The 14,922-nt window shown below is 57.0% G+C and carries 13 protein-coding genes; 9 read left to right on the top strand and 4 right to left on the bottom strand.

What is annotated here, in order from left to right:
* Positions 1-225: 225 nt before the first annotated feature.
* The gene (gene nadB, locus RTN40_RS17330; protein ID WP_312229557.1) at positions 226-1,845 is read left to right on the top strand and encodes an L-aspartate oxidase; all 1,620 of its coding nucleotides are present in this window, start codon (positions 226-228) and stop codon (positions 1,843-1,845) included.
* Here the strand turns inward: nadB and trmN are convergent.
* Positions 1,830-2,567 (bottom strand): tRNA(1)(Val) (adenine(37)-N(6))-methyltransferase TrmN, encoded by a 738-nt coding sequence (gene trmN / locus RTN40_RS17325; RefSeq protein WP_312229556.1) that lies wholly within the window; start codon positions 2,565-2,567, stop codon positions 1,830-1,832. The two genes, nadB and trmN, sit on opposite strands and share 16 nt — an antisense overlap.
* A gap of 131 nt (positions 2,568-2,698) precedes the next feature.
* Here trmN and srmB point away from each other — a divergent pair, with 131 nt between their 5' ends.
* The gene (gene srmB, locus RTN40_RS17320; RefSeq protein ID WP_312229555.1) at positions 2,699-4,027 is read left to right on the top strand and encodes an ATP-dependent RNA helicase SrmB; all 1,329 of its coding nucleotides are present in this window, start codon (positions 2,699-2,701) and stop codon (positions 4,025-4,027) included.
* 43 nt (positions 4,028-4,070) lie between these two features.
* Here srmB and grcA read toward each other — a convergent pair whose 3' ends face one another.
* Entirely contained in the window at positions 4,071-4,454 is a 384-nt protein-coding gene (grcA, locus tag RTN40_RS17315) for an autonomous glycyl radical cofactor GrcA (RefSeq protein ID WP_312229554.1), read from the bottom strand.
* 314 nt (positions 4,455-4,768) lie between these two features.
* On the opposite strand from grcA, the gene ung reads away from it, so the two are divergent.
* Positions 4,769-5,458: a uracil-DNA glycosylase gene (ung, locus tag RTN40_RS17310; protein WP_312229553.1), complete on the top strand. Its 690-nt coding sequence runs from the start codon at positions 4,769-4,771 to the stop codon at positions 5,456-5,458.
* Positions 5,459-5,506: 48 nt separating this feature from the next.
* Here the strand turns inward: ung and RTN40_RS17305 are convergent, their stop codons facing one another.
* A complete protein-coding gene (locus RTN40_RS17305) occupies positions 5,507-6,556 on the bottom strand; it encodes a tRNA/rRNA methyltransferase (RefSeq protein ID WP_312229552.1) in 1,050 nt (349 codons plus the stop codon).
* A gap of 192 nt (positions 6,557-6,748) precedes the next feature.
* Here RTN40_RS17305 and trxC point away from each other — a divergent pair, with 192 nt between their 5' ends.
* The 5 genes from trxC to RTN40_RS17280 all read left to right on the top strand — a co-directional run bounded on the left by trxC (position 6,749) and on the right by RTN40_RS17280 (position 12,494).
* Positions 6,749-7,168, top strand: a complete 420-nt coding sequence (trxC, locus tag RTN40_RS17300; protein WP_103818812.1) for a thioredoxin TrxC — start codon at positions 6,749-6,751, stop codon at positions 7,166-7,168.
* A 72-nt stretch (positions 7,169-7,240) separates the two neighbouring features.
* Positions 7,241-7,939: a tRNA-uridine aminocarboxypropyltransferase gene (tapT, locus tag RTN40_RS17295; protein ID WP_312229665.1), complete on the top strand. Its 699-nt coding sequence runs from the start codon at positions 7,241-7,243 to the stop codon at positions 7,937-7,939.
* Positions 7,940-7,971: 32 nt separating this feature from the next.
* Positions 7,972-10,632 carry a GNAT family N-acetyltransferase gene (locus RTN40_RS17290; protein ID WP_312229551.1) on the top strand — a complete coding sequence of 887 codons (2,661 nt, stop codon included), beginning with the start codon at positions 7,972-7,974 and terminating at the stop codon, positions 10,630-10,632.
* A gap of 130 nt (positions 10,633-10,762) precedes the next feature.
* Positions 10,763-12,118, top strand: coding sequence for a CDP-diacylglycerol--serine O-phosphatidyltransferase (gene pssA, locus RTN40_RS17285; RefSeq protein WP_312229550.1), 1,356 nt, complete (start codon positions 10,763-10,765; stop codon positions 12,116-12,118).
* A gap of 55 nt (positions 12,119-12,173) precedes the next feature.
* A complete protein-coding gene (locus tag RTN40_RS17280) occupies positions 12,174-12,494 on the top strand; it encodes a YfiM family lipoprotein (RefSeq protein WP_312229549.1) in 321 nt (106 codons plus the stop codon).
* Here the strand turns inward: RTN40_RS17280 and RTN40_RS17275 are convergent.
* Positions 12,491-12,976, bottom strand: a complete 486-nt coding sequence (locus RTN40_RS17275) for a DUF4385 domain-containing protein (protein WP_312229548.1) — start codon at positions 12,974-12,976, stop codon at positions 12,491-12,493. The two genes, RTN40_RS17280 and RTN40_RS17275, sit on opposite strands and share 4 nt — an antisense overlap.
* 85 nt (positions 12,977-13,061) lie before the next feature.
* On the opposite strand from RTN40_RS17275, the gene RTN40_RS17270 reads away from it, so the two are divergent.
* Positions 13,062-14,864: a thiamine pyrophosphate-requiring protein gene (locus tag RTN40_RS17270; protein WP_312229547.1), complete on the top strand. Its 1,803-nt coding sequence runs from the start codon at positions 13,062-13,064 to the stop codon at positions 14,862-14,864.
* Positions 14,865-14,922: the final 58 nt, after the last annotated feature.

Here is a 14,922-nt window from a genome sequence, read left to right as displayed (position 1 = left end):
ATTATAAGTCTACTGACGCTAAACTATGCACGTTGCATAGAAGAAAAGCCTTTTATACCGTCAGCAGAGTAACGCAACCCCGCTTTTTTTTCACCACAAAACTGATTTAGCACGCTTCCCGCCTCGCTGTTTAGTCTTTACAACCTCATTTAAAAAAACAGGTGCTTTACACGCCTTTTGGATCTATGCTGGGTCTATCCTGTTTAGTAAATTAAACACACTATCATGAATACGACTCCCGATCTCTCCTGTGATGTGCTGGTTATTGGCAGCGGCGCTGCGGGTCTCTCCCTGGCACTACGTCTGGCGCAAAACCATAGCGTGATTGTTCTGAGTAAAGGCCCCGTTAGCGAAGGCTCAACCTTTTATGCGCAGGGCGGGATTGCCGCCGTATTTGATCAGACGGACAGCATTAGCTCACACGTGGAAGATACGCTGATTGCGGGCGCGGGTATCGTCGATCGCCATGCAGCTGAGTTTGTCGCCAGCAACGCCCGCCCCTGCGTGCAGTGGCTGATCGATCAGGGCGTGCTGTTCGATACCCACGTTCAGCCTAACGGTGAAGAGGGCTACCACCTGACCCGTGAGGGCGGACACAGCCATCGCCGGATCCTGCACGCCGCCGATGCCACCGGCAAAGCGGTGGAGACGACGTTGGTAAGCCAGGCCCTGAGCCATCCCAATATTCATGTGCTTGAGCGCAGCAACGCTGTAGACCTGATTATCTCTGACAAAATTGGCCTCTCCGGCCCACGCCGGGCGGTGGGCGCATGGGTATGGAACCGCAATCGCGAAGCAGTAGAGACCTGCCGCGCGAAGGCGGTGGTCCTGGCCACCGGCGGCGCATCGAAGGTGTATCAGTACACGACCAACCCGGATATTGCCTCCGGGGATGGCATCGCCATGGCCTGGCGCGCAGGCTGTCGGGTGGCCAACCTCGAATTTAACCAGTTTCACCCCACTGCCCTGTTCCACCCGCAGGCACGTAACTTCCTGCTTACCGAAGCGCTGCGCGGCGAAGGCGCATACCTTAAACGTCCGGACGGTTCGCGTTTTATGCCCGATTTCGATCCCCGTGGCGAGCTGGCCCCGCGCGACGTGGTAGCCAGAGCGATCGACCATGAGATGAAACGTCTCGGCGCTGACTGCATGTACCTCGATATCAGCCATAAGCCAGAGGCCTTTATTCGCCAGCACTTCCCGATGATCTACCAGAAGCTACTCGGTCTGGGTATCGATCTGACGAAAGAGCCAGTGCCTATCGTGCCGGCGGCGCACTACACCTGCGGCGGCGTGATGGTAGATGACGCGGGCCGCACTGACGTTGACGGACTGTATGCCATCGGTGAGGTGAGCTATACCGGTCTGCACGGCGCGAATCGCATGGCCTCCAACTCGCTGCTGGAGTGTCTGGTCTATGGCTGGTCAGCGGCTGAGGATATTGCCGGGCGGCTTCCTGCCGTGCCGGATACCGCGACCCTTCCCGCCTGGGATGAGAGCCAGGTCGAGGATCCGGATGAGCGGGTTATCATTCAGCATAACTGGCACGAGCTGCGCCTGCTGATGTGGGACTACGTAGGGATTGTTCGCACCAGCAAGCGACTGGAGCGCGCTCTGCGGCGGATCCAGATGCTGCAGCAGGAGATTGATGAGTACTACGCTAACTTCCGCGTCTCCAACAATCTGCTCGAGCTGCGCAATCTGGTGCAGGTGGCAGAGCTGATCGTCCGCTGCGCCATGGCGCGTAAGGAGAGCCGGGGGCTGCACTATACGCTCGATTATCCGGAACCACAGGCTGAATCCGGGCCATCGATACTTGTTCCGCGCACCTACATAAAGAGATAGAAGGCCTGGGTCAGCGCCGTATAGTCATCAGAGTAGCGCTGATCCGCCCGACGGATGGTCATCCGATCGCTAAAGCACTCCCCTTGCGTTGGGGAAAAGGCCAGCAGCACGCGGTGCGGCAGACGGCTTTCGTTATCAGCAATGTCGGTGCGCAGGCGCAGATGCCAGCCCGTCTCCAACGCTTTTTGCGTAAAGCCATTTCCCAGCCCCTCGGGCAGCACCACGCATAAAAAACCCTCTTCCGTGATGCACTCGGCGGCGCAGGCCAGCAGCGTGCCGTGATCGAGGGAGACGGTATAGCGTGCCTGCTCCCGCTGCGGCGTGCCGCACTCGACCCCTTTTTCATAGTAGGGAGGATTGCTGACGATCAGATCGTAGCGGCTGGTGCGCTCGTTGACCCACTGCTGAATGTCCGCGGTATGGATCTGAATGCGATCCGCCCACGGCGATTCGCTCGCGTTCTCCTGCGCCTGCTGGGCAGCCTCGGCGTCCAGCTCCACGGCGTCAATGCTTACCGCCTCGCCGGTACGCTGGGCCAGCATTAACGCCAGCAAACCGCTGCCGGTACCGATATCAAGGATACGCTTAACCCCGGCAACCGGTGACCATGCGCCGAGTAGAATACCGTCGGTGCCGACCTTCATGGCACATCTGTCATGGGCAATAAAAAACTGTTTAAACGTAAATCCGTTACGACGCAGCTGCGCTTTGCTGTGGGGCATTATTAACAATCCAACTAACGAAACCGATGTAGGATAGGGGAAAGCCGCCAGGCGGGAAAGCGTTATCCACACAAACAGATGAAGATTGCAGCCATAACGTCTATAATCAGCGCCCCACACAGAGGTAGAACATGACTGTAACGACTTTTTCCGAACTCGAACTCGATGAAAGCCTGCTGGACGCGCTCCAGGAGAAAGGCTTCACACGCCCAACTGCCATTCAGGCGGCTGCTATTCCGCCTGCGCTGGAGGGCCGCGATGTACTCGGTTCCGCGCCTACCGGCACGGGTAAAACGGCGGCGTACCTGCTGCCTGCGTTGCAGCACCTAATCGATTTTCCGCGTAAGAAATCCGGTCCACCGCGTATTCTTATCCTGACGCCTACCCGTGAGCTGGCGATGCAGGTGGCCGAGCACGCCCGTGAGCTGTCGGCAAATACCCATCTGGATATCGCCACCATTACCGGCGGCGTAGCCTATATGAACCACGCCGAGGTGTTCAGCGAAAACCAGGATATCGTGGTCGCCACTACTGGCCGCTTGATGCAGTACATCAAAGAAGAGAATTTTGACTGCCGCGCCGTAGAGACGCTGATCCTCGATGAAGCTGACCGCATGCTGGAGCTGGGTTTCGCTCAGGATATCGAGCACATCGCCGGGGAGACGCGCTGGCGTAAGCAGACTATGCTCTTCTCCGCCACGCTGGAAGGCAATGCCGTGAAGGACTTTGCCGAGCGCCTGCTGGAAGATCCGGTTGAGGTCTCTGCGACCCCGTCTACCCGCGAGCGTAAGAAGATCCACCAGTGGTACTACCGTGCGGATAACTTTGAGCATAAAACAGCCTTGCTGCAGCACCTGCTCAAGCAGGACGACGCCACCCGCACTATCGTGTTTGTCCGCAAGCGCGAGCGCGTTCACGAGCTGGCAGAGCTGCTGCGTAACGCCGGCATCAACAACTGCTATCTTGAAGGCGAGATGGCCCAGGTGAAGCGTACCGAAGGTATCAAACGCCTGACCGAAGGCCGGGTAAATGTGCTGATCGCCACCGACGTTGCCGCGCGCGGGATCGACATTCCGGACGTGAGCCACGTCATTAACTTCGATATGCCGCGCAGCGGTGATATTTATCTGCACCGTATTGGCCGTACCGGCCGCGCCGGGCGCAAAGGCACCGCCATTTCGCTGGTCGAGGCGCATGATTACCTGCTGCTGCAGAAAATTGGCCGCTACGTTGAAGAGCCGCTGAAGGCCCGCGTCATTGACGAGCTGCGCCCAACTACCCGTGCGCCAAGTGAGAAAATGACGGGAAAACCATCGAAGAAGGCGCTGGCTAAGCGCGCCGAGAAGAAAGAAAAAGAGAAAGAGAAAGAGAAGCCACGCGCGAAGCTGCGTCATCGCGATACCAAAAACATTGGTAAGCGTCGTAAGCCAAGCGGCTCTCAGGAGTCTTCGAACGAGTAATAAAAAAGCCGGGTGATAAACCCGGCTTTTTTTATCAGGCCTGTTACAGGCTTTCAGTAAAGGTACGGGCGATAACGTCGCGCTGCTGCTCCGGGGTCAGGGAGTTGAAACGCACCGCATAGCCGGAAACGCGGATGGTCAGCTGCGGATATTTTTCCGGGTGCTCAACCGCATCAAGCAGGGTTTCACGACGCAGCACGTTAACGTTCAGGTGCTGGCCACCCTCAACGCGAACCTGCGGCTGGACTTCCATCGGTACTTCGCGATACTCAATGTTGCCCAGCTGGTCAACCGCAACCACTTCATCTTCTGCAAAGCCAGCTTTGGCACACACGCAACGCGCTTCGCCTTTTTCGCTGTCGAGCAACCAGAAAGAGTTCAGCAGGTCGTCGTTTGCCGCTTTGGTGATCTGGATACCTGTAATCATATGATGCCTCCTCGGCGTATTAATTTGTTTTGTCGGCCTTATTCCCGGCCAATTGGTAAAACCATTGTTGCCTGAGTGTCTATATACCAGCCAAATCGCGGCCATTCTTTGACTTACATCAACAAAAACCATACCCCAAAAAGGGTCATAGCGGGAAATAGTTGTTTTATATCAAGTTACGCATTTCACCTGTCTAAAATTGTTCTGCAATTTTTCAAATTTTTTTAGGTTTTTCGACCGTTTTAATGCCCGCATTTTATTCCGACGAAAGAAGCGGTTAAGCTTAGGATCATCAAAATAGGCAGGAGATCGGAATGACCACTTCGCAAACATGGCACGACGTGCTGGCTGAAGAGAAAAAGCAGCCCTACTTTACCAATACGCTTAACGCAGTAGCCGCCGAACGCGAGGCTGGCGTAACGGTCTATCCGCCGCAGAAAGATGTATTTAACGCTTTTCGCTTCACCGAGCTGGGGGATGTGAAGGTGGTGATCCTGGGCCAGGATCCCTATCACGGGCCAGGACAGGCGCACGGCCTGGCCTTTTCCGTACGCCCCGGCGTAGCCACGCCGCCGTCGCTGCTGAATATGTATAAAGAGCTGGAGAACTCAATTCCAGAGTTTAGCCGCCCGACCCACGGCTATCTGGAGAGCTGGGCGCGTCAGGGGGTACTGCTGCTCAACACGGTGCTGACCGTACGCGCAGGCCAGGCGCACTCTCACGCCAGCCTTGGCTGGGAAACCTTTACCGATAAGGTGATTGCCCTGATTAACGAGCACCGTGAGAACGTGGTGTTTTTGCTGTGGGGATCCCACGCGCAGAAGAAAGGAGCGATTATTGACGGCCAGCGCCACCATATTCTAAAAGCGCCTCACCCTTCACCGCTGTCGGCGCACCGGGGATTTTTTGGCTGTAACCATTTTGTACTGGCTAATGAGTGGCTGGAGCAGCACGGCGAGAAGCCGATTGACTGGATGCCGGTTCTGCCGGCAGAGAGTGAGTAACAAATGAATCAGGCCCGGCGGCACGATGTCTGCCGGGCCTGAAGAGTATTACGCCTTGTTCTGACGCCACCACTCGGCGAGCAGAACGCCGGTTGCTACGGAGACGTTAAGACTTTCAACGTTGCCCGTACCCGGAATGGCGAGACTCAGATCGGCACTGGCCAGCGCTGCATCGGAGAGACCGTCACGCTCCTGGCCTAACACCAGCACCATCTTCTTCGGCAGTTCAGCCTGATAAAGCGGCGTACCTTCATGGCTGGAGGTTGTCACAATGGTGTAGCCCGCTTTGCGGAAGGCATCCAGCGCATCAAGCACGCTGTCACCGGTGATCGCCTGCACATGCTCAGCCCCGCCCTCTGCGGTACGCACCGCTGCGCCAGACTCGATAATCCCTGCATCCTGCAGCACCACGCCCTTCACGCCGAAGTGCGCGCAGCTGCGCATCATCGCGCCGAGGTTGTGCGGGTTACCCACATCCTCCAGCGCCAGAACACAATCTTGCTCGCCAGCCTGGCTCACCCACTGCTGTACGGAGATGCCGCTACGCTTTTTGATAATAAAGCAGACGCCACCGTGGTGTTCAGTGCCGGAGGCTTTTGCCAGCTCGGCTTCATCTACTACGTGATAAGCCTTGCGGTTAGCAGCCATCCAGCGCAGCGCCTCTTTAAAGCGCGGGGTCACGCTCTGCACAAACCAGGCGCGAACGATACAGTCCGGGCGGCTCTGGAACAGCGCCTGGCAGGCGTTTTCACCGTAAACGCGCGTCTCTTCAGCGCGCTGGCGGCGGATCACTTCCGGATCGATAACCGGTTTGCCACTGGCTGATTCTTCCTCATCCCTTACCGAATCAGCAACGGGCGGACGGGAGACGGTGCGCCACGGCGAGCCGCCGTCACGATCGTTATCACGGTCACGATCGCGACCAAAAGGTTTTCTCTCATCGCGGGCGGGGCGACGGCCACCGTCTGCACGAGACGATCCCGGACGTCCGCCCCCCTTCCCGGTACGCGGGTTATGGGTACGTTTATCGGAATCATCGTCACTGCGGACATACATCACTTTGACCTTGCCGCTTTTGTTTTTCAGTTCGTCGTTCATGCTTTTCTCCACCAGCGCTGCGCGAAGCGCGCAGATTACCCGATGTGCAAGCGCATAGCCATTACTTCATTTAAAAGCCTGCGACTATTGTACTCATTGAATAAAACGCGTTGTCGTTTCACACCCGCTCAAAGATAATATGTAACATATTGGAAACATACTCTGTCCCACCGCACTACCCAGAGGTTAGTTATGAATACCGTATGTGCAAGCTGTCAGGCACTGAACCGCATTCCCGATGATCATGCTACCGACGGCGCAAAATGTGGACGCTGTGGCCACGATCTTTTCGATGGCGACGTCATTAACGCCACCGGCGAGACGCTGGACAAACTGCTGAAGGACGATCTGCCGGTAGTGGTCGATTTCTGGGCACCCTGGTGTGGCCCGTGCCGCAGCTTTGCCCCTATCTTTGAAGACGTCGCCGAAGAGCGCAGCGGCAAAGTGCGCTTTGTGAAGGTCAATACTGAAGCCGAGCGCGAGCTGAGCGCCCGCTTTCGTATTCGCAGCATCCCAACCATCATGCTGTTCAAAAACGGTGAGGTTGTCGACATGCTGAGCGGCGCGGTGCCGAAAGCGCCGTTCGATAGCTGGCTGAACGAATCACTCTAATCTTCCGGGGCCGCTTGTGCCCCGTTTTTCCCTCTGCCACAATGGCGTTTTTTCTGCGCCACCTCTATGACCGTGACCAACAACGCCGTACTGCAACTTCGGGCGCAACGACTTGCCCGCGCCACACGCCCTTTTCTCGCCCGGGGTAACCGTATTCGTCGCTGTCAGCGCTGCCTGCTGCCGCAGAAGCAGTGTCTCTGCGCCACGCTGCAGCCCAGCACTGCTCGCAGCCGCTTCTGCCTGGTGATGTTTGATACCGAGCCGATGAAGCCCAGCAATACCGGCCGGCTAATTGCCGATATCCTGCCGGATACCGCCGCGTTCCAGTGGTCGCGCACCGAGCCGCCACAAGAATTGCTGGATCTGGTCGCCGACCCCGATTACCAGCCGATGGTCGTTTTTCCCGCTGCCTATGCGGGCAGCGAACGCCAGGTGATTACCGCGCCCCCCAGCGGTAAGCCGCCGCTGTTTATTATGCTCGATGGGACATGGACCGAGGCGCGGAAGATGTTTCGCAAAAGCCCTTATCTCGACGGGCTGCCGGTGATCTCCGTCGATCTCTCTCGCGTCTCCGCCTACCGCCTGCGCGAAGCCCAGGTTGAGGGACAATACTGTACGGCTGAGGTAGCGATCGCCCTGCTCGATCTCGCTGCAGACCAGCCTGCCGCTCAGGCGCTGGGGGATCACTTCTCCTGCTTCCGCACCCGCTATCTGGCAGGAAAAACGCAGCATAAGGGCAGCGTCACAGCGGATATTGAAGAAAGCGTTTAAAATCATCGGGTCACTCTTTTCTGGAGACCGGTATGAGCCAACGAGGACTGGAAGCGCTGCTGCGCCCTAAGTCGATTGCGGTGATTGGTGCCTCAATGAAGCCGGATCGCGCCGGTTTCCTGATGATGCGTAACCTACTGGCCGGCGGATTTGCTGGCCCGGTGCTGCCGGTGACCCCGGCATGGAAAGCCGTGCAGGGGGTGCTGGCCTGGCCGGACGTCGCCAGCCTGCCCTTTACGCCGGATCTCGCCGTGCTCTGCACCCATGCGAAGCGCAACCTAAGCCTGCTGGAGGCATTAGGCCAAAAGGGCTGTAAGACCTGCATCATCCTCTCCGCACCACCCGAGCAGCATGCTGACCTGCTGGCCTGCGCCAGCCGTTTCCAGATGCGCCTGCTGGGGCCAAATAGCCTTGGCCTGCTGGCACCCTGGCAGGGACTCAACGCCAGTTTTTCGCCGGTGCCCATCGCCCGCGGCAAGCTGGCCTTTATCTCCCAGTCGGCGGCGGTATCCAATACTATTCTCGACTGGGCACAGCAGCGCGAGATAGGCTTCTCCTACTTTATCGCCCTCGGTGACAGCCTGGATATCGACGTTGACGAGCTTCTCGACTTTCTGGCCCGCGACAGCAAAACCAGCGCTATCCTGCTCTACCTTGAGCATCTGAGCGATGCGCGGCGCTTTGTCTCCGCCGCCCGTAGCGCATCGCGTAATAAACCGATCCTGGTGATCAAAAGCGGCCGAAGCCCGACGGCGCAGCGACTGCTGCACGTTAACGCCGGGATGGATCCCGCCTGGGATGCGGCCATCCAGCGCGCGGGCCTGCTGCGGGTGCAGGACACCCACGAGCTTTTCTCCGCCGTCGAGACCCTGAGTCATATGCGTCCGCTGCGTGGGGAGCGCCTGCTGCTTATCAGCAACGGCGCAGCACCGGCGGCGCTGGCGCTGGATGAGCTTTGGCTGCGCAACGGCAAGCTGGCTACCCTCGGCGAAGAGACGCTCTCCCGCCTGCGTGAGGCGCTGCCCGGCTCCGTCGTAGCCGATAACCCGCTGGATCTGCGTGATGATGCCAGCAGCGAGCGCTATATTACCGCCCTTAACATCCTGCTCGACAGCCCTGATTACGATGCTCTGCTGGTGATCCACTCCCCCAGCGCGGTGGCGCCCGGCAGCGAGAGCGCGCTGGCCCTTATTGACGCGTTGAAAAAGCATCCACGCGGTAAATATGTGACCGTGCTGACCAACTGGTGCGGGGAGTTCTCCTCCCAGGAGGCGCGCCGCCTGTTTAGCGAAGCGGGGCTGCCCACCTATCGCACACCGGAAGGAACCATTACCGCCTTTATGCATATGGTGGAGTACCGCCGTAACCAGAAGCAGCTCCGGGAAACCCCGTCCCTGCCCAGTAACCTGAACGCCGATACCGCTGAAGCGCATAAGCTATTGCAGCAGGCTATTGATGAGGGAGCCACTACGCTCGATACCCATGAAGTTCAGCCGGTGCTTCGCGCCTACGGGCTGCAAACGCTTCCTACCTGGATCGCCACCGACAGCGTAGAGGCGGTACACATTGCCGGGCAGATTGGCTACCCCGTCGCCCTGAAGCTGCGCTCACCGGATATTCCGCACAAGTCGGAAGTTCAGGGCGTAATGCTCTATCTGCGTACCGCTGCGGAGGTTCAGCAGGCGGCAGAGGCGATTATCGATCGCGTGAAAATGCGCTGGCCGCAGGCGCGGGTACACGGTTTGCAGGTGCAGAGCATGGCTAACCGCGCTGGCGCACAGGAGTTGCGGGTGGTCGTCCAGCACGATCCGGTCTTTGGTCCGCTGATTATGCTGGGCGAAGGCGGCGTTGAGTGGCGAGCTCAGGATCAGGCTGCGGTAGCGCTGCCTCCCCTGAACATGAACCTCGCCCGCTATCTTGTTATTCAGGCTATCAAGAATAAAAAGATCCGCGGACGCAGCGGTCTGCAGCCGCTGGATGTGATCGGTTTGAGCCAGTTTCTGGTGCGGGTATCTAACCTGATCGTTGCCTGCCCGGAGATCCAGCGGCTGGATATTCACCCGCTGCTGGCCTCAGCCGGGGAGTTTACCGCTCTCGACGTGACAATGACGCTGGCTGCGTTTAGCGGCAGCAGCGAGAGCCGGCTGGCGATTCGTCCCTATCCTCAGCATCTTGAGGAGAGCGTGACGCTGAAAAACGGCGACGTCTGCCTGTTTCGCCCGATCCTGCCTGAAGATGAGCCGGCCCTGCAGCGCTTTATCGACCAGGTCACAAAAGAGGATCTTTATTATCGTTACTTCAGTGAGATCAACGAATTTACCCATGAGGACTTAGCCAATATGACCCAGATCGACTACGATCGGGAGATGGCAATTGTTGCCGTACGGCGCACTGACGATGGCGAAGAGATCCTTGGCGTGACGCGGGCGATCTCCGATCCAGATAACGTGGATGCGGAATTTGCCGTGCTGGTCCGTTCCGATCTTAAGGGTTTAGGTCTGGGGCGACGCCTGCTGGAGAAACTCATTGGCTACACCCGCGACCACGGTCTCATGCGTCTGAATGGTATTACTATGCCTAATAATCGCGGTATGGTAACGCTGGCGCGTAAACTCGGCTTTACCGTTGATATTCAGCTGGAGGATGGCATTGTCAGCCTGATGCTGCCTCTTGTGGGGCCTGGCGGCTCCTGAGTAAGGTATTGGAAATGTTGACCACTTTCGCTGGCTCTGGTGTTATCATTGTCGGCTTATGTGGTCTGCATGCTTCTGTAGATGCATGATACAGAGGACCCTTCAATAAACAGAGAAGATACGCACTGTGATGTTGTCAAAATTTAAGCGTAATAAACATCAACAACACCTTGCTCAACTACCTAAGCTCTCTCAGTCAGTTGATGATGTCACGTTTTATTACTCTCCCGCCGACTTTCGGGAGACGCTGCTTAAACAGATTGCCAGTGCAACACAACGCATCTGTATTATCGCCCTGTATCTTGAGCAGGACGACGGCGGTAAAGGCATTATGGCGGCACTCTATGAAGCGAAACGCCAGCGTCCGGAGCTGGATGTTCGCGTACTGGTTGACTGGCACCGTGCCCAGCGCGGCCGCATCGGCGCCGCAGCGGCCAACACCAATGCCGACTGGTACTGCCGTCTGGCGCAGGAGAATCCCGGCGTCGATATCGCCGTTTACGGCGTGCCGGTGAATACCCGTGAAGCGCTGGGCGTACTGCACTATAAAGGCTTTATCATTGATGATGCCGTGCTCTACAGCGGTGCCAGCCTGAACGATGTCTACCTGCATCAACATGAGAAGTACCGCTACGACCGCTACCAGCTGATCCGCAATGCGCGGATGGCTGACATCATGCTGGAGTGGGTTGATAAAAATCTGATTCAGGGGTGCGGCGTTAACCGCCTCGATAGCGATCAGCGGCCTAAAAGCCCGGAAATCAAGAATGATATTCGTCAGTTCCGCCAGGAGCTGCGTGACGCAGGCTACCATTTCCAGGGCGATGCTGATAACGAGCAGCTGGCGGTCACGCCGCTGGTTGGCCTTGGCAAAACCAGCCTGCTCAACAAGACCATTTTCCATCTAATGCCGTGCACCGAGCACAAGCTGACAATCTGCACCCCCTACTTTAACCTGCCGGCGGTGCTGGTACGCAATATCATTCAGCTGCTGCGCGAAGGTAAGAAAGTGGAGATCATCGTCGGGGATAAGACGGCGAACGATTTCTATATTCCGGAAAACGAGCCGTTTAAGATCATCGGTGCGCTGCCCTATCTCTATGAGATCAACCTGCGCCGCTTCCTGAGCCGCCTGCAGTACTATGTGAATACCGATCAGCTCATTGTTCGCCTGTGGAAGGACGCGGATAACAGCTATCACCTGAAGGGGATGTGGGTGGATGACGAGTGGCTGCTGCTGACCGGCAACAACCTTAACCCACGCGCATGGCGACTGGATCTGGAAAACGCGATCCTTATCCACGATCCGCAGCAGGAGCTGGCTCCGCAGCGTGATAAAGAGCTGGAGCTGATCCGCACCCACACCACCGTGGTGAAGCACTATCGCGATCTGCAAAGCATCGCCGAGTACCCGGTCAAGGTGCGTAAGCTCATCCGCCGCCTGCGTCGGATACGTATCGACAGGCTAATCAGCCGTATTCTGTAACCTGTACATGGAACCAGGCCCCGTCATTGATGGGGCCTTTTTATTGGAAGTGGCTATGCGCTCTTTTATCTTATCTGCTCTGCTGATCTTAACCGGTTGTACGCATATGGCTGACGACCAATGGCACGGTCAGGACAAGGCCCAGCACTTTCTCGCCTCAGCCATGCTCTCTGCCGCCGGGAATGAGTATGCCCAGCGGCAGGGCATTAGCGCCGATCGCAGCGCGGCTATAGGGGTCATGTTTTCGCTGAGCCTGGGGGCGTCAAAGGAGCTGTGGGACAGCCGCCCGGCAGGAAGCGGCTGGAGCTGGAAAGATTTTGCCTGGGATGTGGCAGGGGCAACGACCGGCTACACCGTCTGGCAGCTGGCGCACTAGCCCCATTTCGCCTGATGCGCTTTTTTACGCTTCAGGTAATCCTCATCGGCGCGGATCCGATCCCACCAGGTTTTGAATATTGCCGCCGCTGCGGCTTTGACCGGATCGTTACCGCGTGGATTTAGCTCGCGATTCTCATCATACTTTTTCCCACCCTTGTAGTTAGCGTAACGCCGCGCACGGGTATAGCCCATCTGAATAAACTTGCGCGCCATATCCATACCTACAAAATCATCATTCTTGCGATACTCCTCAAATAGCGCATAAATCTGTTCCGCTGATTTCTGCGCGGACTCCGGATCCTTATAGCGCCAGAAGGGCAAGATTTCACCTTTGTACGGCTCGACCAGCAATACGCCCTGCTCTCCCCGGCCAACCTGGTAACGTTCGGGATGTTGACGAAAATCGGTTTCGGTAAAGTCCTGCTCATAATCAAATTCTTTGCGCACCGGGCTTCTCCTTTTGATTGCTCTTTTAACCATAGCACTCTTCAGAGAACTCCCCCTTTTTCGCTCATTTGTGTTAGGTGAACTATTCTCGAACAAACACCTGACGAGAGGAAAAATAATGGCCCAGATGACCAGCGACTTCTTTGTAGAACGATTAAAAGCCTGGGGAGTAACCCGAATTTATGGCTATCCGGGAGATGGCATTAACGGCGTGCTTGGTGCGTTGCAGCGCGCTGAAAAAGCGGGAGACGGAATTGAGTTTATCCAGGTCCGCCACGAAGAGATGGCCGCTTTTATGGCCTGCGCCCACGCTAAGTTCACAGGCGAGCCTGGTGTGTGTCTCTCTACCGGTGGCCCAGGCGCTACACACCTGCTGACCGGCCTGTATGACGCCCGCATGGACCATATGCCGGTCATTGCCATTGCCGGCCAGGCTGAGGCCACAGCACGCGGATCAAATTATCAGCAAGAGATTAACCTTGATCGCGTATTCAGCGATGTGGCGAGCTTCGTGCAAGAGGCAGCGACGCCTTCCCAGGTTCGCCATCTGGTGGATCGCGGCGTGCGTATCGCCAAGGCTAATAATGGCGTCACGGTACTGATCCTGCCGAAGGATATTCAGGATGAAGAGTGGCAGGAGCCGCAGCATGCCCACGGTTTTACCCACTCAGGTCCGGGCTATCAACGCCCGCAGGTCATTCCCTATCAATACGATCTCCAGCGCGCCGCTGACATCCTCAACGAGGGAAAAAAAGTAGCGATACTGATTGGCGCGGGTGCGCGGGATGCCGCCGTCGAGGTTGTACAGGTGGCTAATCTGCTTGGCGCAGGGGTGGCGAAGGCATTGCTGGGTAAAGATATTTTGCCTGACGATGCGCCATTCGTTACAGGCTGTATCGGCTTGTTAGGCACTGAACCCTCCTGGGATCTCATGCAGGAGTGTGACACCCTGCTGATGATTGGTACCGGCTTCCCGTGGACTGAATTTTTACCTAAGGAAGGTCAGGCGCGCGCTGTACAGATCGATATCGATGCTTCCATGCTGGGGCTACGTTATCCCACTGAAGTGAATCTGCACGGTGATGCGGTCAGTACGCTACAGGCGCTGCTGCCCCTGCTTCAACACAAAGACGATCGTGCGTGGCAGGAGAAAATTGCAGTATCAGTCCAGGCGTGGTGGGAAAAAATGGAAGAGCGGGCTATGGCGAAAGCTAACCCGGTCAACCCCCAGCGTGTGGTGTGGGAGATGTCCCCTCTGCTACCGGACAATGCTATCGTCACGTCCGATTCAGGGTCTTGTGCAAACTGGTACGCACGCGATTTCAAAATTAAGCAGGGACAGCGATCCTCTCTATCAGGCGGCCTGGCCTGCATGGGCGCGGCGGTACCCTATGCTATCGCCGCTAAGTTTGCTTTCCCGGAAAAACCGGTCGTTGCGCTGGTAGGCGACGGCGCTATGCAGATGAATAACCTGGCTGAGTTGATTACTATTCAGAAGTATTGGCAACGCTGGTCCGATCCACGACTCATTGTTTGCGTATTCAACAATGGAGATCTTAATCAAGTGACCTGGGAACAGCGCGTCATGGAGGGAAATCCCCGCTTTGAGGCTACGCAGGATGTGCCAGATGTGCCTTACGCTAAGTTTGCGGAGTCCATCGGGCTAAAAGGGATCTTCATTGACGATCCGGATAAGCTGCATGAGGCATGGACCGAAGCGTTAAGCGCAGATCGTCCGGTAGTGCTGGAGGTTAAAACCGACCCGGAAGTCGCGCCCCTACCGCCGCATATTACGTTTGAACAGGCAAAAGCGTTTATGTCATTGATGGCTAAAGGCGACCGCTCTACAGGTAAAGTGATCGCCGATACGGCAAGTCAGATTATCAATACGGTCCTGCCAGGGCATAAGACACAAAAATAGATAAACGCAAAAAGGCCATCCTTACGGATGGCCTTCTGCTTGTTTGATGCCTGGCAGT

Origin of the sequence: Pseudescherichia sp. (assembly GCF_031987975.1) — a bacterium.
Classification (GTDB): Bacteria; Pseudomonadota; Gammaproteobacteria; order Enterobacterales; family Enterobacteriaceae; genus Pseudescherichia.
The sequence above is the reverse complement of the archived record's forward strand: the minus strand, read 5'-3'. Positions and strand labels throughout refer to the sequence as shown.